Here is a 21,493-nt window from a genome sequence, read left to right as displayed (position 1 = left end):
TCACCCTTCGCTTCGGTGGTTTGAGTTCCCGGACATGGCCGCGATGCAGTTGTCGACGACCGAGTGGAAGTGCGCTATCACGACTTCCTCCTTGACCAGTGCCATATAGCTGAGCATGCTGTTGCGCAACCCGGCCTGCTGGCGCGGCATCTGGTCGTAGTCCTGTTGCAGGGCCTCGAAGTACTTGTAGCTTCCGGGCTCGTCGACCACGATGGGTTCTGCGACGAACGACGCTTTGTACTCCTCGGGCAGGTACATGTAGCTGGCCACGTGCCAGACGCAGCAATGGGGATCGCCGTCCGGGTCCGGCAGCGCCATGATGATGTGGCATTCGCCGGCACGAATCGTCATGAAGAAGTTGGGGAACAATACCCAGCCGTGACTGTCGCTCATCTGGGCGTCGGTCAGTCCGCTGACGTCGAGCCCCATACCGGTCAACGTGTCACGCGTCGCCTGCTGCAGCAGGGTCCGGGCGGTCACCCCTTCGGGGAAGGTCAGTGCACCGTCCGGCGATTCGTACTGCGCCACCAGCTCTTTGAACCGCGGCAGCACAGCGGCCGTCGACGGGAAGGTGTCGGACAGCGCCATGGTTCCTTCGACCTGATCCACCGGGGTGGCACCCACGACGTCGAATGGGGCGACGGCGACACTGTGCCGGTCGAAGAACCGATACCGGGTGGTTGCCGGGTCGATGTTGATGACCCGCAGGAGCTGCGGGTGGATGCCGTTGATGTGGTAACCCTCCTGAAAGGCGTCCATGACCACCTTCCAGTTGCAGTCGATGCGCTCGGTCACGTCCATCACGGTGACCATCTCGTCGACGTGGTACGGGGCGAGCATCGTGGCGATCTCGTCACCGATGAACTCCGACAGCGGCGCGGCATCCGGGTCCGGGTTGAGGAAGATGAAGCCGGCGAAGGTGTCCACCGGGACCTCGATCAGGCCGTGGGTGTCCTTGTCGATCGGTCCGGCCAGATCTTCACGCAGCATTCCGGTGAGCTTGCCCTGCAGGTCGTAGGACCACAGGTGGTAGTTGCACAAGAAGTTGCGCTTGGTATTGCCGCGCGCCTCCGGGCAGAGCAGGTTGCCGCGATGACGGCAGGCATTGACAAAGCCGCGAATCTTGTCGTCCTTGCCGCGCACCACGATGAACGACTGGTCCAGAATCCGGTACTGCTTCCAATCGCCGGCCATGGCGAGTTCGTCGACCCGCCCGGCCACCTGCCAGGTCTTCATCCAGATCGACTCACGTTCGACCGCAGCGAATTCCGCGCTGGTGTAGCGCTCGGTCGGGATCTGCATCCGGTACCGGTCGGGGCCGATGTCGTCGAGGGACGTCGCGTTGTCGACCCAGGTCCCGGGGAGCGTTGTCTGCACGGCGTGCCCCCTCTGTTGTGACTGGCATCACGACTATACATCTCTGTATATTAAATACAAGGGTGTTTGTCAGTGGGCCGGCGATGGGCCGACCGTTCTCCGTCGTCCGTGGAAGGATCGACAGATGGCCGAACGCTGGACGATGCAACGACGCCTCGAACACACCCGAAACCTGCTGTTAGACGCGGCCGAGGAGGTCTTCGCGCGCCGAGGGTTCGACGGCGCCGCGCTGGAGGACATCGCGGACGCGGCCGGCTACACCCGGGGCGCCATCTACTCGCACTTCGGCAGCAAGGCCGAGTTGTTCCTCGCGGTGATCGAACGGCAGCGCCAGCAGTTTCTCGATGGGTTCGCCGACGTCATCGCCACCTTCCACCGGCTCGACGAACTCGACATCGACGAACTCGCCGAACGTTGGCGCCAGCTCATCACCAAAGAGGGCCCCGACCGTTCGGTGCTGGGGTACGAGTTCACGTTGTTCCTGCTGCGCAATCCCGATGCCCGCGAGCGTGTCGCGGCCCAGCGCGAGCAGACCGCGCAGGCCCTGGCCGACTACATCACCAAAGGCGCCGCGCGGCTGGGCGGTGAGCTCGCCATGCCCGCGCTGGAACTCGCCCGCGTCATCCTGGCGGCCAACGACGGCGTCACGCTGAACAGCCTGCTCGACGACCAAGCGGTGTTCCGGCCGTTTCTGCGCATGGTGGTCGCCAATATCGTTGCGCCGCGTGGTGGCTGAGCGCCGTTACGATCAGGGGACTTTCGGCTTGATCTCCTCGATCACCCACTGCGCGTAATCGAGGTACTCATCAACGTCGCGCACCGAGGGCAGTGGCACGGCACTGACCGTCACGCCCTGCTCGCCCAGCCAGCTCAGCCGATCAATGATCTGCTGACCGCTCATCCCTGATCGCGCGTTCGGGTCGTTGCGCGCAACGTGGCCCTCCCCGACCCGCGTGGTCGCCATGCCGTGCACCACCTCGAAGGGACGCCCGTCGTATTCCGGCTGGGACTTGATGAAATCCACGCGCTGCGCGATCTGCTCCGGCGGCGTCAGGAAACTCCACCACCCCGAGGCGTACTTCGCCGCACGCCGCAGCGCCGCGTCCGCGTCGCCGCCGATCCAGACCGGCAGATGCGGTTTGCGCACCGGCTTCGGCTCGAACGCCACCTCGTCGAAGGAGACATAGCGGCCCTCGAATCGCGGCGACTCGCTGGTCCACAGTTCGATGATCGCCGCCAGATACTCATCGGCGATGCGGCCGCGTTCAGCGAAAGGCACACCCAGCGCATCGAACTCACCCTGGAGCCAGCCCACCCCGAAGGTGACCATCATGCGGCCGCCGCTGAGCCAGTCCGCGGTGGCGAGCGCCTTGGCGAGCACGATCGGTTGGTGCAGCGGCAGCACGGTGACGCACGAGTTCAGCATGATCCGGTTGGTCGCACCGGCGAGATAGGCCTGGGCGGCCGTCGACTGGAAATAGTGCGGCCCGGACAGTTCCACGTGCTCGGTGGGGATCACGAAGTGCTCGGGGACGGCGATCATGTCGTAGCCCCACTCGTCGGCGCACTTGGCCATCCGGGTTTGGTCGGCTCCGGTGACGTCGGCCTCCCACGGTTGCATCATCGCTTTGAGCCGCAGCATGTGGGGAAGGTTGAATACCAGCTTCATCTCGCCGCTGACTCTACAACAGTAGAGACATTGCGGACTAGACTCGGCAGCACCATGCGACGCAAGCCCAATCCAGATCAGCGCCGGCGCGAGCTCTGCGATACCGCCATCCGGCTACTCGCCGATGACGGGATCAAGGGGGTCAGCCATCTCAAGGTGGACCGCAAAGCCGGTGTCCCCGATGGAACCACATCGTTCTACTTCCGCACCCGGTCGGCGCTGCTGCAAGCGGTGGCGGTCCGGGTCTCCGAGCTGGATCTCAAGGACCTGATCGCGGCGACTAGAGCGCAAACGCCGGCCGAACTCACCGCGTACGAACCGTCCGGGTTGGCCACCCTGGTGATGCGCACGGCGACCGGCGCGAGGCTGGCCCGCACCAAGGCCCGCTACGAACTCGCGCTGCAGGCCGGCCGGGACCCACTGCTCGACGAGGCACTCCGTAGCTACGGTGACCGGTTCCGCGCCCTGATCGTCGACGTGGTGCTGCGGCTCCAGGACAAGCCGGACCGAGCACTGGCCGACCGGCAGGCCTACGTGGTGATGATGTTCATCAGCGGCGTGATGCAGGCGTTCGCCAGCGGCGACCGCAGTATTCGCAGCGCCGCGGAACTGGACGCGCTCATTTCGGGGATCGTCGCCGGCGTCGGCTCTTCCTTCGCTCTACGTTAATAGAGTAGCGTTACCGCGCAGACGGAAGGATCTGCGATGACTGCGGTACAAGATGATTCGGGCGTGTTGGCCGGCGAGGCCCGGATGCTCGTCGACGGCGAGTTGGTGGAGACCAGCAGCGGGGCGACGTTCGACGTCGTGCACCCCGCCAGCGAACAGGTCGCCGGGACGGCCACCGACGGCACGGTCGACGATATGGAACGCGCGGTTGGCGCGGCCCGGCGCGCGTTCGACACCAGCGACTGGGCCCACGATGTGGAATTCCGCTACCACTGCCTGATGCAGCTGCACGCCGCGCTGGAGGCCGACAAGGAACGGCTGCGCCGCATCTTGATCACCGAGGTGGGATGCCCGGTCACGGTCACCGGCAGCCAGATCGAGTCCCCGATCGCGGAGGTGAAGCACTGGGCCGATCATGCCCGGGGGTTCGACTACCTGGTGGACACCGGACTGCACGACACACCGCTGGGCCCGGCGCGGCGCAAGCTGCACTACGAACCGCAGGGCGTGGTCGGTGCGATCACGCCGTGGAATGTGCCGCTGTACCTCAACATCGCCGAAACCGTGCCGGCGTTGCTGGCCGGTAACACGGTGGTGCTCAAGCCGGCGCAGCTCACACCGTGGTCCGGGAGCGAGCTGGGCCGGATCGTCGCCGAGAAGACCGACATCCCGGCCGGAGTGTTCAACGTCGTCACGTCGAACGCCAACGAGGTCGGCGCGGCGTTGTCGGCCGACCCGCGGGTCGACATGATCACCTTCACCGGTTCCACGGCCACCGGCCGGGCCATCCTGGCGGCCGCGGCACCCACGGTGAAGAAGACGCTGCTGGAGCTCGGCGGCAAGTCGGCCCACATCGTGCTCGACGACGCCGACTTCAACTCCGCCCTGCCTATGGCGGCGATGATGGCCTGTGTGATGTCGGGCCAGAGCTGTGTGCTGCCGTCGCGGATCCTGTTGCCCCGCAGCCGCTACGACGAAGGCCTTGCAGTTCTCAAGGCGTCGATGGAGAACTTCCCGATGGGCGATCCGTGGACCCCGGGCAACATGCAGGGCCCGCAGATCAGCGAGACCCAGCGACGCAAGGTGCTGGGCCTGATCGCCTCCGGCCTGGACTCGGGCGCGCGGCTGATCACCGGCGGCGGCGTCCCGGAGCACCTGCCCACCGGGTACTACGTGCAGCCGACCCTGCTGGCCGACGTCGATCCGGACAGCCAGATCGCCCAGGAGGAGATCTTCGGCCCGGTGCTCACCGTCACCCCCTACGACACCGACGACGAGGCGGTCGCGATCGCCAACAACTCGATCTACGGCCTGTCCGGCGAGGTCAGCAGCGCCGACGTGGACCGGGCCGTGGCGGTGGCGACCCGGATGCGCACCGGCAACGTCAGCATCAACGGCAAGAGCCACTTCGGCATCGACAGCCCGTTCGGCGGCACCCGGCAGAGCGGCCTGGGGTATCGCAACGGCGCCCAGGGCTTCACCGAATACCTGCACATCAAGACGATCGGGATGCCGGAATGACGCCGGTGGTCGCGACCGACGACCGGCTGGAGATCTCCGCGCTGTTGTACCGCTACGCACGCGCGGTCGATACCAAGGACTGGGCGCTGTACCGGACGGTGTTCACCGATGAAGCCGTGATCGATTATTCGTCGGCCGGGGCCATCTGCGGCACCCGCGATGAAGTGGCCGACTGGCTGGCCGCCGGCTTCACCGCGATACCGATGTCGATGCATTACATCACCAACATCGAGATCCTGGACTACGCCGGGGATTCCGCGCAGGTGCGGGCGATGTTCTACAACCCGATGCAGCTACCGGGCATGGCCGAGCTCAGCTACTGCGGCGGCTACTACCATCACGACCTGGTCCGCGCCGCCGACGGCTGGCGCAGCCGGAGCCTGCGCGAGGAGAATCTCTGGTTCACAAATCCGCCGGGCTAAATCAGCGCAGGAAGTCCAGCAGTAGCCGGTTGACCTGCTCGGCCTGCTCGATCTGCGGGCAGTGCCCGGCGCCGTCGACGACGACCGCCCGGCCACCCGGGATCTGATCGGCGATCTGTTTTGCCCAGCCGGGTGGTAGCAGCTTGTCACAGCCGCCCTCGATCACCAGCGCCGGCACCGAGATCCGTTCGTAGCGGCGATCACTGGATGCCGGCGGGGGCGGTTCGGCGCCGGGCCGGCGAAACCGGGCGGCCGCGATCGCCTCCCAGGCGCCGGGCGCGGTGCTGGAGGTATAGCGGCGCTGCACGTAGTCCTCGTCGGCGGGATAGGCCGGATCATGAAACAGCGCCTCGACGATCCGGCGCATCGCGGGCAGGGTGCCGTCGTAGTCGTAGAGCGCGGCCATGTGCTGGTTCTGCTGGATCTCGCCGCCGCCGCAGATGGCGACCATTCGGCGCACCGGCAACAGCGGTGCCTCCGAGGTGGTGTCGACGAGCAGCATGATCGCCCCCATCGAGTTGCCCACGAAATCGGCTGACTCGACACCCAGCTGGGCGCAGAACCGCGCGACGTGGCGGATCCGCATGCCGCGGCCGTCGTTGAAGTCGATGACCTTGGCCGACTCCCCGAACCCGAGCAGGTCGGGTGCCAGCACCCGGTGCTGCTGCGCCAGGGCGGTGATGTTGTGTTCCCAGCCGATTTCGGCGCCCGCGCCGAACTCCCCGCCGTGCAGCAGCACCACGGCCGGCGCGGCCGGATCCCCGGCTACGAGGTAGGAGGTGCTCAGGCCGTCTACGGCGACGGTCTTACGCTCGATCGGCAACGTCGGCTCCTTTAATCCGGGATCAGCGGGCCGACCGGGCGCGTCGTGGTGGCGTGCACCAGCAGTTCGGCCAGTTCGGCGGGTCGGCTCAAGAACGGCGAGTGTGAGGCGTCGATGGTCAGCGGTTCCACACCGAGTCGCTTGCAGACCAACTCGGCCAGCCAGCGCGGGTAGGCGCGATCCTGTTCGCAGCGAATGAAGCTGCGGCCGATATCGGCCGCCCAAAAGTTCGGTACCGACACCGGCGCCACCGTGGTCTCGCCGAAACGTTCCGGACCGAGCCGTTCAAAGGCCCACCGCACGGTTTCGTCATCGCAATCGTGGTAGAAGTACTGCCGCGCACCGTCGATGTCGGCGAAGGTCATGGCTCCGTCGTCGGCGAAGTGCAGATGCGACAGCATGTCAGCGGCGGCGGTGTCGAAGAACTCGGCTCCCTCACTGCCCATCGTCATCGCATCGGTGTAGCTGCGGCCCTCCCGGGGCAATGCCGCTGCCAGATAGACGATGTGGCTCACCAGCTCTGGGGCGCTGTCGGCCCCCAGCGTCGCGTCAAAACCACCGCCGGAGTGGCCGACCAGGACATCGCCGGGCTGCAGCACAGCCGCGACGGCCTTCCGCCGGTTCGTCAGCGTCGACTCCTCATCGAGCCGGGTGCCATGGCCGGGGAGGTCGATCGCGATACCGGTATGGCCGATCTTCTCCAGCTCCGCGAGGGTGTGGCTCCAGCACCAGCCGGCGTGAAACCCACCGTGGACAAAGACGAATCGCATGACGGTTCCTCTCGCCGGCTACTTGATCGCGATAGGGTTCACCGGCGACCCCACCCCGCCGGTCACCCGCAACGGCGGCGCCACCAATTGGAATTCGTACACGCCGTCAGCGGCGCAATCGGCGGCCAGCGCGCCGAGATCCCAGTACTCCCCCAGCATCATCCCCATGTCGCGCAGGCACAGCATGTGCATGGGCAGGAAGGTTCCCTCGACGCCGGACACCGGGTCCTCGACCATCAGGTTGTCGGCGGCCACTGCGGCGACGTCATGTTGGTGCAGCCACACAGCACACCGCCAGTCCAGCCCGGCGCCGGGCGCCGCGCCGTCACCGGTTTGCAGAAACCTTGTCCACCAACCTGTTCGGACCAGCACGATGTCGCCGGGGGCGACCGTGACCTGCTGGGCGCGGGCGACGTCGTCGAGTTCGTCGGGGGTGATCGGGGTGCCCAGCGGCAGGTAGGTGTCCGCCCCGCGGTGGGCGACCACATCGAGCAGCACGCCGCGGGAGGTGATGCCCTTGGAGTCGACCTTGTCGATACCGCAGTGATAGGCGCCCTGGCTGGTCACCGAGTTCGCCGGGAAGCCGTTGTAGAGCTGGTCGTCGTAGTAGACGTGTGACAGGGCGTCCCATTGGGTTGCCGCCTGCAGCGGCATGACGATCATGTCGTCGTTGAACCGGAACGGGTTGTCGACGAAGAACTTGCTCAACTGCTGGGCAACGATGTTGCGGTGCCATTCCGGCCCGTACTGCGCCAGCGTGCTCACGTCGCCGCCGTCGACGGTCATGGTGTGAATCGGGTTGTGCCGGAAGGCGAACGCGCCCTGCGGGCCTGACGAGCCGAAGTCCACCCCGAGTGCGAAGACCTTGCCGTGCCGCACCAGGGCGGCGGCTTCGGCGACCTTCTCACGCGTGATCAGGTTCAGCGTGCCCAGTTCGTCGTCGTCGCCCCAGCGCCCCCAGTTGCGCACCGCATCGCCGACTCGGCGGAACTCGCTCAGGCCGGCCACGGACGCGATCCGTTCGCAAGCGCGGCGGCGGTTCGTCCGGCGATGTTGCCTCCGTCGACCCAGAGCACCTGGCCGGTGATGTAACCGGCTGCCGGGCTGTTGAGGAACACCAGCGGAGCGGCCTGTTCGCCCGCATCGGCCACCCGCCCCAGCGGTTTGGGGATGTCGTCGAGATAGTCCTGGCCGTAGCTGCTGCGTAACTGGTCGAGGATCGGGGTTTCGGTGACGCCGGGTGCGGTGCAGTTGATCCGGATACCGCGACTCGCCAGCCGCTCGGCGTTGACCATGCTGTAGAGGATGACCGCTTCCTTGGCGAGCCGGTATCCGCCGTCGGCGAGCGCCTCGGGATGCGCTCGGCACCACCGCAAGCCGTCGGCCAGGTCTACGGAACTCAGCAGGCCGGCTGTGGTCTCGGAATTCTCCCGATAGGCGGCGGCGGCCAGCGATGAGACATTGGCGATCGCCGCTCCGGTCGGCATCGCCGGCAACAATGCCTCGGTGAGGTGACGGGTGCCCAGGAAGTTGATCGCGACCACCCGTTCGGGGTTCCCGATGCCCGACGACACCCCGGCGACGTTGAACAGCGCATCCACAGGTGCCCGAATCGCCTCGGCCGCCTGCTCGATCGAGGCCGGGTCAGCCAGATCCAGCCGGTGGAACTCGTCGACGGGCCCCGCGGGCTCGGCCCGGTCCAGGCCGATGACGGTCGCCCCGAGCTGACCGAGCTGGCCCACCAGCTCCGCGCCGATTCCCGACGCGCAGCCGGTGACCACGGCCCGTCGACCGTCATAGCGCCACAGCCCCCCGGGTGCGGTCATTGCTGGCCGCGTTCCCGCTCTTCCTTTGCGCGCTGCGCAGCCTGAACCCGCCCCTCGTTGATCTCGGCCATGGCCTCGGGAATCTCGGTGGCGGTGAACTTGTCCCGCCCGGTCGGCAGACCGCCGAACGAGTAGTCCTCGTCGAACTCCGGTGCGCTGGACTTCGGCCGGCGCGCCTCCAGCTTCTCGAGCACCGGCGCGAGCCGCTTGGCCTTGTCGGCCACCGCCTTCTCGTCACGTTCGATGAACTCCGGCAAGACCTGCGTACCCATCAGTTCGATGGCCTCCATGGTCGCTTCGTGGCTGCGGGGGTTGAGCAGCAGGATAATCTCGTCGACGCCGCTTTCCTCGTAGCCGCGCAGGAATTCTCGCACCATCGCCGGGGTGCCGATCGCGCCGCGGCCCGGACCGTAGGCCAGCGTCGGGTCTTTCTCGACCTCTTGGAGATAGCGCTCCCACACCCCGGTTCGGCCCGGTGTGTGCTGACCGGTCATGTAGTAGTGCATGATCCCGAAAGAGAAGAAGCCGCCGCCCACCCCGAGGCGGTCGAGGGCCTGCTCCTCGGTGGGGGCCACCATCATCGACAGGTCGCCGCCGATCGCCAGGATGTTCGGGTTCATCTGCGGGGTGGCCGGGACACCGATTTCTTCGAGTTGCTTGTAGTAGCCGTTGACCCGCTCGGCCAGCGGTCCGGGTCCGGTGTAGGCGAAACTCAGGGCGCCGATGCACTTTTCGGCGGCCATCTGGATCGATGCCGGTCGGGTGCAGGCAACCCAGACCGGCGGGTGTGGCCGCTGCAGCGGCTTGGGGACGACGTTACGGGCCGGCATCTGTACGTGCTCGCCGCTGAAGCCGGTGAACGGCTCCTCGGTCATGCAGCGGATCGATACCTCTAGGGCTTCCTCCCACTGGGCGCGCTTGTCGGCCGGGTCGATGCCGAAGCCACCCAGCTCGGCGATCGAGGAACCCTCCCCCGTGCCGAACTCGACACGACCGCCCGACAGCAGGTCCAAGGTGGCGACCCGCTCGGCTACCCGAGCCGGATGGTTCACCACCGGCGGCAGATGCATGATCCCGAAGCCGAGCCGGATGTCCTTGGTCCGCTGACTGGCCGCGGCCAGGAACATCTCGGGGGCGGTAGCGTGGCAGTACTCCTCGAGGAAGTGGTGCTCGGTGACCCACACCGTCGAGAACCCGGCCTTGTCGGCGGCCTCCACCTCGTCGAGGCCGTCTTGGAAGAGCTTGTGCTCGTCGTCATCCGACCACGGCCGGGGCAGCGCGAATTCGTAGAACAGTGAGATCTTCACGGGTTACCTCCTGATTGGTTGGGAGTCTGGGTGCCGAGGAGTCGACGGCCAACGGAAAGATGTTGGGCTGCAACGTAGCCGAATGTCATCGCCGGGCCGATGGTCGCTCCGGCGCCGGCGTAGCTGCGGCCCATCACCGGCGAGGCGGTGTTGCCCACCGCATACAGGCCGTCGATCACCGAGCCGTCGGCGCGCAGCACCCGGGCGTGCTCATCGGTGCGCAGGCCACCGGAGGTGCCGAGGTCGCCGAGGATGATCTGGAACGCGTAGTAGGGCGGCTTGCCCAGCGGGTGCAGGTTGGGATTGGGCAGGGTGGGATCGCCGTAGTAGTTGTCGTAGACACTGTCGCCGCGGTTGAAGTCGTCGTCGTGGCCGGCGGCCGCGAGCTCGTTGAACCGGTTCGCAGTGCGCCGTAGCATCTCGGGCGGCACACCGATCGCGGCAGCTAGCTCCTCGAAGGAGTTGGCCGCCTTGACCACCCCGGAGTCCAGCCAGGCCTGGGGAATTCGGCGCCCGGTGGGCACCGGCGCACCGGGTACCTTCGGGATCGGCAGGTGCCCGGCCACCACATAACGGTGGAAGGATCGCTGGTCGGTGATCAGCCAGCACGGGATGTGGGTGATGCCGGATTGCTGGCCGGCGATCATGGCGTGCGCGAAGTCCATGTAGGGCGCCGCCTCGTTGATGAATCGCTCCCCGTTGCCGTTGACGATGAACTGGGACGGCATCATGCGCTCGTTGAGCATGAACTGCAGGCGGCCGTCGGGCCAGCACAGCGCGGGGAACCACCATGCCTCGTCGAGCAGTTCGGTGGCGGCCCCGACGCGCTCCCCCGCCCGGATGCCGTCACCGGTGGCCAGCGGGTTGCCGAAGCTCCAATCCTGTTCCAGCACCGGCTGATACTGCTTGCGCCACGCCATGTCGTGGTCGAAGCCGCCGCTTGCCAGGATGACGCCGCGACGCGCGGTGATGCGCTGTGCTGCACCGTCGCGGTGCACCACGGCGCCGGTGACCGCACCCGAGCCGTCGGTGATGAGCTCGGTCATCGGTGTGTCGAGCCACAGCGGGATGTCGCGTTCGAGCATGGCCAGGCGCAGCCGCGCCGCCAGCGACTGGCCGATGGCGGCCATCCGGTCCCCGAACACCCGGGCGCGGAACATCCGCCACAGCAGTTTGACCAGCACGGCTTTGCCGCGCCATGACTGGCGCACCTGGTAGAACAGCCGAAGGTCTTTGGGCCCCAGCCAGATTCCCTTGGGCGCCAGCGCCAGTGGCGCCAGCAGGTGCTGCTCCTCGTCGCCGAGTTCGCGCAGGTCGATGGCCGGAACATTGATGGTGCTGCCCAGCTCCGACCCACCCGGCAGTTCCGGGTAGTAGTCGGCGTAGCCGGGTTTCCAGACGAATTCGAACCAGGTGCTGGTCTGCTCCAGAAACTCCATCATCCGCGGGGCGGCAGCGACGTATTGCCGTAGGCGTGCCTCGTCGACCAAGCCCTCGGTGATGGCACGCAGGTAGGTGACGACGTCGTCGGGGTCGGGGGCATAGCCCTCCCGGCGCTGCGCCGGCGCACCGGGCACCCAGATACCGCCGCCGGACAGCGCGGTGGATCCGCCGAAGTACGCCGACTTCTCCACAACCAGGGTGTCCAGCCCGCTGGCATCGGCGGCCAGCGCTGCGGTCATACCGCCGCCGCCGGAGCCGATCACCAGCACGTCGACGACATGCTCTGTCTCGGTCATCCGCTCACCTCCGTGCGTTCTGCGGTGCGGATGGCGAACCCGGCGATCAGTTCCGGGGCGGGGCGGTAGTAGCGGTCGACGGTGCGGTAGCCGCCCTGGGCCGCCAGGGCGGCGAACGCCGCGGCCCAGGTGCGGATCTCGTGTGCGGATCCACCGCCGGCCTCGGTGATGAACGCATTCGACCAGTCGGCGAGCTCGTCGAGCCGCTCGCTGTCGAGGAGGGCCAGGAACCGTCGGTCGAAGTCCGGGTTCAGCGGCGCGAGGTCGTTTGTTCCGGCCGCGAAATCGCGGGCCGCCGCGATGACCGCCTCCTGGCGGGCCTGCCGCTGCTCGGCGCTCATCGCGGTGCCGTGCAGCAGCCGGTCGCGGGTGACCGGCGGCGCGGTCGCCAGGGTGGGGATCGGCGGATCATGCGAGAGCCCACCGGATCCCAGAATCAGCACCCGCAGATCCAGGGTGGCCAGATAGTCGCCGACCGCGGCGCCCAGGGCGCGGGCACGGTGGATCGGCCCGAGCGGGGCGGCGACGGCGTTGATGAAGATCGGGATCACCGGGCATGCGGTGGCGTCACCGAACAGCCGCTGCAGGGGCTGCACCATCGCGTGGTCGACGTCCATGCCGGCCGAAACGGCCACATCCACACCGCGGTCCAGCACCGCCGCGGCGCAGTCAGCGGCCAGATCCGCGGCGACGTTCAGCGGACCGGCATAGGTGCCGTAGTCACCGATGCCCTGCGCGGAGGTGCCGATGCAGAACGGCGGCATCAGCCGCAGGAAGAAGCCGTTGTAGTGATCCGGCGCGAACACCACCGTCAGCTGCGGGTCGAAGTCGGCGACGAACGCCGCGGCCTGATCGATCGCGGTCTCGATGTCGTGCATCAGCTCAGGGGGCGGTCCTGGCAGATTCAGCAGCGGGCTGTGGGACATGCAGCACAGGGCCAGTGCCATCGGGGCGATCACCCCCTTCGGCGGTCAGCGCCAACACATCAAACAGTCGCGCGCTCACCTCGGCGGCGCGCTGGGCGATACAAGCCGCGGCGATGCAGCGATCCGGGCGCAGGAACAACACCGACTCGGCGTGGCGGTCGAACCAGGACTTCAACGTCCCGCTGCGATCACCGACGATGGTGATCGCCGGGTCTTCTTCGGCGCCCGGCGGGGTCCAGTGCAGCTGAGTCGAGGGCCGAACCGCGATGAAGCTGGCCCCCAGGGCTTTCCATCGCGCGAAGGCTTCTTCCCCGAGCAGGATGCGGGGATTGTTGTTCCAGGCCAGCACCGCGAAGCCGGTGCCGATCACGTCGTCGAGCCGGAGATCCGTTGCGGTGCGGGTGTCGACGCGGGGCTGAATGAACAGGGTGCCGGCCGGCGAGTCGGGGCGGCGGGGCTGGTCGTGGACGACCGCACCCTGTTCGTAGCGCGGCATCGGTTTGAACCGCATCTCCAGCACGTAGCGCTTGAGCGTCGGCACCGCCGAGGCGGCGCGGATCACCCGGTCCCGCACGGCGGCGACCCGGCGGTTGGTCGGGGAGATCACCTTGCCCACCATCGTGGACAGGTCGATCATCGCCCGGGCGTGCTTGCGGCGTTCGGTGTCGTAGCTGTCCAGCAGGCTCGGCTGCGCCTGCCCGCGAACCACGGCGGCCAGCTTCCAGCCCAGGTTCATCGCATCGCGGATCCCGCTGTTGTAGCCCTGGCCCTGCCAGACCGGCATGAGATGCGCGGCATCACCGGCCAGCAGCAGCCGGCCGCGCCGGAACGCCCCGGCGATCCGGGAGTGGTGGGTGTACACCCGGTGCCGGATCACGTCGACGTCGTGCGGATGCGGTAGGAACGGCGCCAGCATCGCCGCGACGAATTCGGGGTCTTCGGCCTGTTCGTCGGTTTCGTCGGCGTGGATCATGAACTCGAAGCGCCGGATGCCGTGGGCGATCGAGATGGAGGCGTAGGGCCGCGCGGGGTCGGCGCCGACCTCGCTGTTGGGGTGGCCCAACGGGTCGTTGGCGAGGTCGATGACCAGCCAGCGGGTCGAGGATGTGGTGCCGTCGAAGGACACCCCCATCAGTCGGCGGGTGGCGCTGCGGCCGCCGTCGCAGCCGACGACGTAGCGGGCGGTCACCTCGGCCGGCTCGCTACCACCCAGCTGCACCGTGACCCCGTCGGGTTTCTCAGCGCATCCAATCATCGGACGGCCCCACAGCACCTGGACGTGCTCGAAGCGCTCCAGGCCGCGCAGCAGCTCGGCGTCGACCAGCGGCTGCACGAAACCGTTGCGTTTGGGCCAGCCGAAACAGGCATCGGCGGGCGCCATCTCGGCCAGCAACCGTCGCCGCCCGTCGAAGAACCGCAGGATCTGGTTCGGAACGGTATGCGGCAGAACGGCATCGACCAGGCCGATCGCCTGGAACGTGCGCAAGGACTCGTCGTCGAGCCCGACCCCCCGGGGATAATCGATGAGCGTGTCACGGTCCTCGACCACCAGGGTGCGAACCCCTTGCAGTCCAAGGATATTGGCCAGGGTGAGGCCGACCGGGCCGGCACCGACCACTACGACGTCGACATCACTGCGTGCGGTCACCTCAGCGCCCCAGCAGGAAGTCCAGGTGAAGGCGGTCGAAGGTCTCGGCGTCCTCGTATTGGGGCCAGTGGCCGCAGCCGGGCATCAGCTCGAAGCGGGCGCCCGGGATCATCGACGCGATCCGCTGGCCCTCCGCGACGTCGGCGGTCGGATCGTCGCTGGTCCAGACCACCAGCGTGGGCGCGGTGATCTTGCCATACTCGCCGGGCCCCAGCAGGTTGCGGTCCCGAATGTCCGGATCCTGCAGCGCCATGATGTCGCGCATCGCGTCGACGAATCCGGGCAGCCGGTAGATCCGCTGCCGGCTGGCCACGATGTCGTCGTAGTCCTTGGACTTGTCGGCCATCAGCCACTTGATGCGAGCCTGGACGGTTTCCCAGTCGGGGTTCTCGACGGCGGCCATCGACAGGGTGATGATCCGCTTCATCACCTCGGGATCGGCCTGGGAGCCGCCGGCGGTGTTGAGCACCAGGCGGGCGACCCGGTCGGGGTGGTCGATGGCGGCGCGCGCGGCCACCCAGCCGCCCAGCGATTCACCGCTGATGCTGGCCTGCGCGGCGCCGATGGCGTCCAGCACCGCGATCAGGTGCGCGACGTAGTGGGGGATCTCCAGAAGATGGCCGGGTTTGTCGGTGTAGCCGTGACCGAGCATGTCGATGGACCAGGTCCAGAAATGCTCGGCGTGGGCGGCCAGATTGCGGACGTAGGCCTCGGCGTGCCCGCCGGAGCCGTGCAGCAGCATCAGAACCGGTTTGGTGGGATCGCCGGCCCGAAGATAGCGGGTGCGAACACCACCCGCATCCAGATAGCCCTGCTCGAACGCGACGCCCTGAAGATCGCTCCAGATGCTCTCAAACCCCGGCACCGGCCACCTCTTCCCCTGCACTGCGCGGAAACGTTATTCTCTTTTCCGTCATAGTTTGCGTGCTTTTATCGCACATGAACGTACGTTATATTGAAGAGCATCACTCTCGAATGGGGGGATGTCAAGGAGGCCGCTGCTGATGACCACGCTGAAGTCCGGCGCGGCCCCCGACACCGCTCCCGGGTCGCAGACCCTGGCCCGTGGGCTGGCCGCATTGCAGGCGGTGGCCACCACACCCGACGGGCTGACCATCCAGCAGGTCGCCGACCGGATCGGCGTCCACCGGACCATCGCCTACCGGCTGCTGAACACGCTGACGAGTCACCGATTGGTGGCCAAGGGCGAAGACGGCCGGTTCCGCTCGGCAGCGGCCCTGGCCGTCCTCGGTGCGTCGTTCGACAACAACGTCCGCCAGCTGAGCCTGCCGACGCTGCGCGCACTCGCCGACGAGCTCGGCACCACCGTGTCGCTACTGGTGGCAGAGGGGGACCAACAAGTTGCCGTCGCCGTCATCGTGCCCACCCAGGTCGGCTATCAGTTGGCGTTCCACGAGGGCAGTCGCCATCCGCTCAGCCTGGGCGCGGCCGGGATCGCGCTGTTGGCCGCGATGCCGCGGCGCCCGGACGAACGGGAGATCGTCCCGCAGACCCGAGAACGGGGCTGGGTGGTCACCCACGGCGAGATCGAGCCCGGCACGTTCGGGTTGGCGGTTCCGGTCCGTCGTCGCCCTCCGTCGCCGCCCACCTGTATCAACCTGATCTCGCACCGCGAGGACGTCGTGTTGCGCGGCCGGGACGCCGTACTCGCGGCGGCCGACAAACTGTCTGAGATCCTCAGCTGAAACCCGCTGTGCCCGAAAGGAAAACGTCATTGACAGTCGGTGATTGGGATGACGCAGTCGACGTGGTGGTGCTGGGTACCGGCGGCGCCGGGCTCACCGCCGCGCTCACCGCGGCGGTGAACGGCGCATCGGTCGCCATCTACGAGAAAGCCGCGACCGTGGGAGGCACCACCGCGGTCTCCGGTGGTATTGCCTGGATCCCCGCGCATAACCGGGTTCCCGGATTGACCGTCGAGGCCGCCTTGGACTACCTGCGGGCACAGTCGTTCGGCGCGATGGACGAGGAGTTGGTCGCGACCTTCGTACAGACCGGCCAGGAGATGGTCGACTTCGTCGAGAAGCACAGCGACGTCTGCTTCGAGGTCGCCTCCGGGTTCCCGGACTACAAGCCGGAGCTGCCCGGCGGGCGCCCGGGCGGTGGGCGTTCGCTGAGCCCACTGCCCTACGACATGTCCCGGCTGGGCCCCTGGCAGGACCGCATCACCGCGTTCCCGGCCGACTACAGCAACGTCGGGTTCGACGCCGAGACCCGCGCCCGGCTGCACGCCGACATCGACAACGGGGCCGACGATCGGTGCGTGGCGGGCACCGCGCTGATCGCCGGACTGCTCAAGGGCGTGCTGGATGCCGGCGTGACGCCGGCGACCACCTGTCGCGGCGTCGAACTCATCGCCGGAGCCGATCACGGCATCGCGGGCGTGCGGGTCGAGCACGACGGCACGTCGCGTCGGGTGCGCGCCCGGCGGGGCGTGATCCTGGCCAACGGCGGATTCGAATGGGACACCGCCCTGGTGGAGGCATTCCTGCGGGGACCGATGCGGGGCGCGGTATCACCGCCGGCCAACACCGGCGACGCACTGCGCATGGCGATGGCGCACGGCGCCGACCTGGCCAACATGGGCGAGGCGTGGTGGGTTCCGATCGTCCGGATCCCCGGCGACACCATCGGCGGCAAGCAGCGCAGCCGCAGTGTTCGACTGGAGCGCACCCGCCCGCGCAGCATCATCGTCAACCGGTCCGGACGCCGGTTCGTCAACGAGGCCTGCGACTACAACTCGATGGCCGGCGCCTTCCACTATCTGGATCCGCGCGGCGGCTACGTCAATGACCCGGCGTGGATCGTGTTCGACGCCGAGCACCTGCGCCGCTACGGCTTCCTCGGCGTCGCGCCCGCCGGCACCCCACCGGACTGGTTTTGCGAATCCCCCGACCTGGCCGGCCTGGCCGCCAAGACCGGCATCGACTCGGAGGGTCTGCACAGCACGGTCGCCGCCTGGAATCGCGGCGTCACGGCGGGGGTGGATTCCGAGTTCGGGCGGGGCGCCAGCGCCTACGACGGCTACTGGGGCGACGACAAGGCGGACACCCCGGCCGGTCGCACCCTCGGCCCGATCGACACCGCGCCGTACTACGCCGTACCGCTGTCGGTGGGGGCGATGGGCACCAAGGGCGGACCGCGCACCGACCGTGACGGCCGGGTCCTGCACGTCACCGGGCGGCCGATCCCGGGTCTGTTCGCCGCGGGCAATGCGATGGCCGGGGTGACCGGCCGGGCATACGGTGGGGCGGGCGGCACCATCGGCCCGGCGATGGTGTTCGGCTTCCGCGCCGGACGTGCGGCGGCCGCCGGCGATGCGGCGACGTGAGCGTAATTCGCTCGGCACCAGCCGAGCGGAAATGCTATTCTTCCGCGCAAAGAATTTGAATCTTTGGCAGTGCCGCTCCGGCTGGCGCCCAGCAGTGGAGGAGCCCGTGAGAACCCGGTTGAACCTCGGCGCGCCGCTGCTGGCGGGGGGCGTGGCGATCGCGGCCACGCTGACGGCCGCCGCGCCGGCGAGCGCCGACGATTCGGCACCGCACCGGGTCCGCTACCTGGTCAGCGCCACCCAAACCGCGCAGGCGTACGTCTACTACCGCGAGGTCCAGCCGCCCAACTTCGGCGAGTACAGCCACAACCCCTACCAGTACAGCCCGCGCGCGGACGTCACGGTCGGGCCCAACCAGCCCTGGATCTTCGAAACCACCCTGGCCGATCCGCAGGACTGGGCCATGGTGGTGGTGTCGCTGCCCGGGATGCATCCCGAGTTGGCCTCGCCCGGGTTCGTCTGCGAACTGCGCATCGACGACGTCGTGGTCGCCACCGACGCCGGTACCAAGGGGGCGCTCTGCTCGCTCCGCACCTGGTGAGAGCCCCGGTGCTACCGTTTCGGGCTGGGCGGACAACGGACAGGAGGGCGTATGCCGTCGCGTGATCCGGCGAAACCGGGCGGTCATGGAAAGCATGCCGCCGAGGGCGCCTCGAAGGATGCACTGAAGCTGGCGGAAGCCGAGGCGAAGGCCGCCGAGGCGGCAGCGGAGTTGGCCCGCGCCCGCGCGGAGCTGCTCAAGGCGCAGCAGGGGTCCGAGCCGGAATCGACCCGAACGGTGGAGCTGGAGACCACACCGGACGTCGAGGTGTCCGAGGCTGCCGAGCCGGACTCCGGCGCCGACGAGGGTGCCGACGAGGAACCGGCTGAGCAGCCGCGCAAGTCCATCGGCATCTGGAGACGACTGCGGTGGGTGGCGGCGACGCTGGCCGTGCTCGCCATCGGCGGGTTCCTCGCCGTTGATGTGCTGATGTTGTCCCACCATCGCGATGTCGCGCAGCGCCAGCATCAGTTGGGCGAGTACGCCGCGGCCGCTCGGCAGGGCGTGGTGACGCTGATGTCGTTGAACTACGAGACCGTCGACGACGACATCAAGGCGATTCTGGACAACGCGACCGGTGAGTTCAAGAAGGACTTCGAAGCCCACGCCGGCGACTTCACCAAGGTGGCCCGCGAGTCCAAAACCGTCACCACGATCGACACGGCGGTCGCGGGCGTGGAGTCGATGTCGGACAACGAGGCGGTAGTGCTGGTGGCGGCCACCACCAAGGTCACCAATACCGCCGGAGCGAAAGAGGAACCGCGCAGCTGGCGCCTCACCGTGCACCTGGCCCGCGAAGGCGACCAGGTCAAGATGTCGAAGGTGGACTTCGCGGCATGAGCGAACCCGACGAGGACGACGTGACACTCGAGGCGGCCGTCGACGAGTCCGCGACCGTTGAGGCCGACGATGCCTCGGAGCCTGCCGAGCAATCCCAAGCCGGCCCGACCGTCTCAACGGCGCGCTGGATCGCGGCCGCGCTGGGCGGGCTGCTGTTGGCGTCGGCGGGGCTGGCCGGCTGGCTGTACTTCGGTGTGCTGCGGGCAGATCAACAACTCGGCCCCGCGGGCGAACAGGCCGTGATGGCCGCTGCCGCCGACGGCGCGGTCGCGGTGTTGACCTACGCGCCGAAAACGATGGAGCAGGATTTCGCCGCCGCCGAGAGCCACCTCACCGGTGACTTCCTCTCGCATTACACCGATTTCACCCAGAAGGTCGTCACCCCAGCGGTCAAAGAGAAGGAAGTGCAGACGATCGCCGCTGTGGTTCGCAAGGGCATCGTGTCGTTGCGTCCCGGCTCCGCCGAGGTGCTGATCTATCTCAACCAGACGACGATCAGCAAGACGAACCCCGACGGCTCCTACTCGATGAGCAGCGTCAAGGTCGGCTTGGAGAAGCACGGCGGTCGGTGGCTGATCTCATCCTTTGATCCGGTGTAGCGGCGTCGCCCACCGTCTACATCCGCACCAGAGCGAACGTCCAGGTGTTCACTCCGGCGGGACCGTTCATACAGCCCACGTCGAAATGTGATTCGACGACGCCGGCCAGCGTGTTGGCATCCCAGATGTAGGTGTCGCGGGTCGGCATCGAGGGCCCGAACGGACAGTTCAGGCCGTTCGGGTAATCCGAGGTGAACGAGTACTGCCCGTTCACCAGCCGGGCGGTGCCGCCGTAGTATCCGCGGCCGAAGAAATGCGGCCGGTCAATCGCGCTGATCTGAACGCACCCGGCCGGCAGGTCATCGAATTTACCCATCGTCTCGCACGGGTAGGCCGCCCACACCCAGGTGGCATCGGTCCACCGATTGCTCAGCACGTCATAGTTGCCGTAGCGCATATCGGCCGCGGCGGGCGGCGCCACGGCCGTGGCAACCGCCAGCGCGCCGAGCGCTGCACCGACAGTGATTCGTTTCATGGACCGAACTCCCTCGACTTGCCAGAACTGGTGTGCCGCTACAGGTCTCCGCGACGCCACAACGACTCGCCATCGGCGACACAGGTCAAGAAAAGCCCATCGGGCGCCTGCGCCACCTCGCCGGAATATTCGTCGCACCTGCTGTTCTCCTCCTTGACGCCGTGCATCTCCGGGGAGCGGAACCAGCGCGGCTCATAGCGGCGCGGCGACGCGCAGTACACCAGCCTGCCCGGCAGGGTCGAGGGCCCCGCGACAGCTGACCCGAAGACGAAGTAAGTGGTGTTGGAGCACGGCGCACCCAGCACGACATCCGGCATGATTCCGGGTGTGCACGCCGGGACGTCGCACATCGGCACGTACGGGTCGGCAACCGACGGCGCCGCAGGCGCCACGGCGGCGACCGCCCCGGCGGCAAGTACCGCCGCGGCGAGCGATTTCATCACGTGGGTGGTCTGCATGGCTTCTCCTACCGCCTAGAGCCGCTGCACGCTCAGCGGCATGAGGATCACCGTGGGCTGGTTGCGTCCACATGCCCCCGAGACGCCGATCGTCCGGTCGTAGCCGACGAGCTGGTCGACGTTGCGTTTGTCGTACTGGCCGTTGAGGTCGCTGCCCTGGAACTGGTAGCGCTGCCGGCCCGGCGAGGTGGTGCCGTCCGGGCAGGTCTGCCAGTTCTCATGGAAGCGGTCGACGATCCACCGCGAGGTGCGAAATTCCAGCGGCGCGGTCCAGCCCTGGTCGCTGCTCACCTGGCCGGAACAGACGTGCGCGTTCTCGCAACTGGAACTGAACGTCCACACCGATGAGACGGTGACTTCGTTCATGAAAACCTCGTTGGTCTTGGCCCAGTCCCCGTTCGAGGTGACCCGGTAGGGGCCGTTGAGCTCGAAGCCCAGGGCGGCCTGCGCCGGCAGCGCCGGTGTCGACGCCAGGACGAGGCCGAAAGCCGCTGCGGCGACGGTCAACTCAAGTGGGCGCATGTTATGTCC

At 67.7% G+C, this 21,493-nt stretch carries 23 protein-coding genes; 9 read left to right on the top strand and 14 right to left on the bottom strand.

All coding sequences use genetic code 11. From position 1 onward, the window contains the following. A complete protein-coding gene (locus tag A5771_RS06545; RefSeq protein WP_064854379.1) occupies nt 1–1,377 on the bottom strand; it encodes an aromatic ring-hydroxylating oxygenase subunit alpha in 1,377 nt (458 codons plus the stop codon). 124 nt (nt 1,378–1,501) lie between these two features. On the opposite strand from A5771_RS06545, the gene A5771_RS06540 reads away from it, so the two are divergent. Next, the gene (locus A5771_RS06540; RefSeq protein ID WP_064854378.1) at nt 1,502–2,113 is read left to right on the top strand and encodes a TetR/AcrR family transcriptional regulator; all 612 of its coding nucleotides are present in this window, start codon (nt 1,502–1,504) and stop codon (nt 2,111–2,113) included. A 12-nt stretch (nt 2,114–2,125) separates the two neighbouring features. Here A5771_RS06540 and A5771_RS06535 read toward each other — a convergent pair whose 3' ends face one another. Beyond that, the gene (locus A5771_RS06535; protein ID WP_064854377.1) at nt 2,126–3,046 is read right to left on the bottom strand and encodes a TIGR03619 family F420-dependent LLM class oxidoreductase; all 921 of its coding nucleotides are present in this window, start codon (nt 3,044–3,046) and stop codon (nt 2,126–2,128) included. A 54-nt stretch (nt 3,047–3,100) separates the two neighbouring features. On the opposite strand from A5771_RS06535, the gene A5771_RS06530 reads away from it, so the two are divergent. Genes A5771_RS06530 through A5771_RS06520 form a run of 3 tightly spaced genes read left to right on the top strand, consistent with a single transcriptional unit; the run spans nt 3,101 to nt 5,658 of the window. Beyond that, entirely contained in the window at nt 3,101–3,715 is a 615-nt protein-coding gene (locus tag A5771_RS06530) for a TetR/AcrR family transcriptional regulator (RefSeq protein ID WP_064854376.1), read from the top strand. Between the two features lie 36 nt (nt 3,716–3,751). Next, entirely contained in the window at nt 3,752–5,236 is a 1,485-nt protein-coding gene (locus tag A5771_RS06525) for an aldehyde dehydrogenase family protein (protein WP_064854375.1), read from the top strand. Then, on the top strand, nt 5,233–5,658 hold the full coding sequence (locus A5771_RS06520; protein WP_064854374.1) for a nuclear transport factor 2 family protein: 426 nt from the start codon (nt 5,233–5,235) through the stop codon (nt 5,656–5,658). Before A5771_RS06525 ends, A5771_RS06520 begins: the two co-directional genes overlap by 4 nt. Nucleotide 5,659: 1 nt before the next feature. On the opposite strand, the gene A5771_RS06515 is transcribed toward A5771_RS06520, so the two are convergent. Genes A5771_RS06515 through A5771_RS06475 form a run of 9 tightly spaced genes read right to left on the bottom strand, consistent with a single transcriptional unit; the run spans nt 5,660 to nt 15,562 of the window. Continuing rightward, nucleotides 5,660–6,481, bottom strand: coding sequence for an alpha/beta fold hydrolase (locus A5771_RS06515; RefSeq protein ID WP_064854373.1), 822 nt, complete (start codon nt 6,479–6,481; stop codon nt 5,660–5,662). An 11-nt stretch (nt 6,482–6,492) separates the two neighbouring features. After that, nucleotides 6,493–7,251 (bottom strand): alpha/beta fold hydrolase, encoded by a 759-nt coding sequence (locus A5771_RS06510; protein ID WP_064854372.1) that lies wholly within the window; start codon nt 7,249–7,251, stop codon nt 6,493–6,495. An 18-nt stretch (nt 7,252–7,269) separates the two neighbouring features. Next, on the bottom strand, nt 7,270–8,259 hold the full coding sequence (locus A5771_RS06505; protein ID WP_064854371.1) for a cyclase family protein: 990 nt from the start codon (nt 8,257–8,259) through the stop codon (nt 7,270–7,272). After that, the gene (locus A5771_RS06500; RefSeq protein ID WP_064854370.1) at nt 8,247–9,077 is read right to left on the bottom strand and encodes a coniferyl-alcohol dehydrogenase; all 831 of its coding nucleotides are present in this window, start codon (nt 9,075–9,077) and stop codon (nt 8,247–8,249) included. The genes A5771_RS06505 and A5771_RS06500 overlap by 13 nt, the downstream gene beginning before the upstream one ends. Beyond that, nucleotides 9,074–10,384: an LLM class flavin-dependent oxidoreductase gene (locus A5771_RS06495; RefSeq protein ID WP_064854369.1), complete on the bottom strand. Its 1,311-nt coding sequence runs from the start codon at nt 10,382–10,384 to the stop codon at nt 9,074–9,076. Before A5771_RS06495 ends, A5771_RS06500 begins: the two co-directional genes overlap by 4 nt. Further along, nucleotides 10,381–12,123, bottom strand: a complete 1,743-nt coding sequence (locus A5771_RS06490; protein WP_064854368.1) for an FAD-binding protein — start codon at nt 12,121–12,123, stop codon at nt 10,381–10,383. The genes A5771_RS06495 and A5771_RS06490 overlap by 4 nt, the downstream gene beginning before the upstream one ends. Then, nucleotides 12,120–13,049: a 3-carboxyethylcatechol 2,3-dioxygenase gene (locus tag A5771_RS06485; protein ID WP_064854367.1), complete on the bottom strand. Its 930-nt coding sequence runs from the start codon at nt 13,047–13,049 to the stop codon at nt 12,120–12,122. Before A5771_RS06485 ends, A5771_RS06490 begins: the two co-directional genes overlap by 4 nt. After that, nucleotides 13,006–14,697: a bifunctional 3-(3-hydroxy-phenyl)propionate/3-hydroxycinnamic acid hydroxylase gene (locus tag A5771_RS06480; protein WP_064854366.1), complete on the bottom strand. Its 1,692-nt coding sequence runs from the start codon at nt 14,695–14,697 to the stop codon at nt 13,006–13,008. The genes A5771_RS06485 and A5771_RS06480 overlap by 44 nt, the downstream gene beginning before the upstream one ends. Nucleotide 14,698: 1 nt before the next feature. Further along, nucleotides 14,699–15,562: an alpha/beta fold hydrolase gene (locus A5771_RS06475; RefSeq protein ID WP_064854365.1), complete on the bottom strand. Its 864-nt coding sequence runs from the start codon at nt 15,560–15,562 to the stop codon at nt 14,699–14,701. 139 nt (nt 15,563–15,701) lie between these two features. On the opposite strand from A5771_RS06475, the gene A5771_RS06470 reads away from it, so the two are divergent. The 5 genes from A5771_RS06470 to A5771_RS06450 all read left to right on the top strand — a co-directional run bounded on the left by A5771_RS06470 (nt 15,702) and on the right by A5771_RS06450 (nt 20,029). After that, nucleotides 15,702–16,403: an IclR family transcriptional regulator gene (locus A5771_RS06470; protein ID WP_165606177.1), complete on the top strand. Its 702-nt coding sequence runs from the start codon at nt 15,702–15,704 to the stop codon at nt 16,401–16,403. A 29-nt stretch (nt 16,404–16,432) separates the two neighbouring features. Then, the gene (locus A5771_RS06465; protein WP_064854363.1) at nt 16,433–18,049 is read left to right on the top strand and encodes an FAD-dependent oxidoreductase; all 1,617 of its coding nucleotides are present in this window, start codon (nt 16,433–16,435) and stop codon (nt 18,047–18,049) included. Nucleotides 18,050–18,155: 106 nt separating this feature from the next. Next, complete coding sequence (locus tag A5771_RS06460; RefSeq protein WP_428844389.1) at nt 18,156–18,590, top strand: hypothetical protein; 435 nt, start codon at nt 18,156–18,158, stop codon at nt 18,588–18,590. 51 nt (nt 18,591–18,641) lie between these two features. Then, on the top strand, nt 18,642–19,430 hold the full coding sequence (locus A5771_RS06455) for a VirB8/TrbF family protein (RefSeq protein ID WP_064854362.1): 789 nt from the start codon (nt 18,642–18,644) through the stop codon (nt 19,428–19,430). Continuing rightward, nucleotides 19,427–20,029 (top strand): hypothetical protein, encoded by a 603-nt coding sequence (locus tag A5771_RS06450; protein WP_064854361.1) that lies wholly within the window; start codon nt 19,427–19,429, stop codon nt 20,027–20,029. The genes A5771_RS06455 and A5771_RS06450 overlap by 4 nt, the downstream gene beginning before the upstream one ends. A 16-nt stretch (nt 20,030–20,045) precedes the next feature. Here the strand turns inward: A5771_RS06450 and A5771_RS06445 are convergent, their stop codons facing one another. The 3 genes from A5771_RS06445 to A5771_RS06435 are packed head-to-tail and all read right to left on the bottom strand — an operon-like array spanning nt 20,046 to nt 21,484. Next, a complete protein-coding gene (locus A5771_RS06445; RefSeq protein ID WP_064854360.1) occupies nt 20,046–20,504 on the bottom strand; it encodes a hypothetical protein in 459 nt (152 codons plus the stop codon). Nucleotides 20,505–20,542: 38 nt separating this feature from the next. Continuing rightward, nucleotides 20,543–20,962, bottom strand: a complete 420-nt coding sequence (locus A5771_RS06440; RefSeq protein ID WP_234782967.1) for a hypothetical protein — start codon at nt 20,960–20,962, stop codon at nt 20,543–20,545. A gap of 15 nt (nt 20,963–20,977) precedes the next feature. Next, nucleotides 20,978–21,484 (bottom strand): hypothetical protein, encoded by a 507-nt coding sequence (locus A5771_RS06435; protein ID WP_064854359.1) that lies wholly within the window; start codon nt 21,482–21,484, stop codon nt 20,978–20,980. Nucleotides 21,485–21,493 lie beyond the last annotated feature (9 nt).

Source organism: Mycolicibacter sinensis, assembly GCF_001667375.1.
Lineage (GTDB): Bacteria > Actinomycetota > Actinomycetes > Mycobacteriales > Mycobacteriaceae > Mycobacterium > Mycobacterium sinense_A.
The sequence above is the reverse complement of the archived record's forward strand: the minus strand, read 5'-3'. Positions and strand labels throughout refer to the sequence as shown.

What these genes read in the sequence shown, in the direction of transcription:
- A5771_RS06540 (WP_064854378.1), top strand. Translation starts at nt 1,502, where the DNA reads ATGGCCGAACGCTGGACGATGCAACGACGCCTCGAACACACCCGAAAC.
- A5771_RS06535 (WP_064854377.1), bottom strand. Translation starts at nt 3,046, where the DNA reads ATGAAGCTGGTATTCAACCTTCCCCACATGCTGCGGCTCAAAGCGATG.
- A5771_RS06530 (WP_064854376.1), top strand. Translation starts at nt 3,101, where the DNA reads ATGCGACGCAAGCCCAATCCAGATCAGCGCCGGCGCGAGCTCTGCGAT.
- A5771_RS06525 (WP_064854375.1), top strand. Translation starts at nt 3,752, where the DNA reads ATGACTGCGGTACAAGATGATTCGGGCGTGTTGGCCGGCGAGGCCCGG.
- A5771_RS06520 (WP_064854374.1), top strand. Translation starts at nt 5,233, where the DNA reads ATGACGCCGGTGGTCGCGACCGACGACCGGCTGGAGATCTCCGCGCTG.
- A5771_RS06510 (WP_064854372.1), bottom strand. Translation starts at nt 7,251, where the DNA reads ATGCGATTCGTCTTTGTCCACGGTGGGTTTCACGCCGGCTGGTGCTGG.
- A5771_RS06500 (WP_064854370.1), bottom strand. Translation starts at nt 9,077, where the DNA reads ATGACCGCACCCGGGGGGCTGTGGCGCTATGACGGTCGACGGGCCGTG.
- A5771_RS06490 (WP_064854368.1), bottom strand. Translation starts at nt 12,123, where the DNA reads ATGACCGAGACAGAGCATGTCGTCGACGTGCTGGTGATCGGCTCCGGC.
- A5771_RS06485 (WP_064854367.1), bottom strand. Translation starts at nt 13,049, where the DNA reads ATGTCCCACAGCCCGCTGCTGAATCTGCCAGGACCGCCCCCTGAGCTG.
- A5771_RS06470 (WP_165606177.1), top strand. Translation starts at nt 15,702, where the DNA reads ATGACCACGCTGAAGTCCGGCGCGGCCCCCGACACCGCTCCCGGGTCG.
- A5771_RS06455 (WP_064854362.1), top strand. Translation starts at nt 18,642, where the DNA reads ATGCCGTCGCGTGATCCGGCGAAACCGGGCGGTCATGGAAAGCATGCC.
- A5771_RS06450 (WP_064854361.1), top strand. Translation starts at nt 19,427, where the DNA reads ATGAGCGAACCCGACGAGGACGACGTGACACTCGAGGCGGCCGTCGAC.
- A5771_RS06445 (WP_064854360.1), bottom strand. Translation starts at nt 20,504, where the DNA reads ATGAAACGAATCACTGTCGGTGCAGCGCTCGGCGCGCTGGCGGTTGCC.
- A5771_RS06440 (WP_234782967.1), bottom strand. Translation starts at nt 20,962, where the DNA reads ATGCAGACCACCCACGTGATGAAATCGCTCGCCGCGGCGGTACTTGCC.
- A5771_RS06435 (WP_064854359.1), bottom strand. Translation starts at nt 21,484, where the DNA reads ATGCGCCCACTTGAGTTGACCGTCGCCGCAGCGGCTTTCGGCCTCGTC.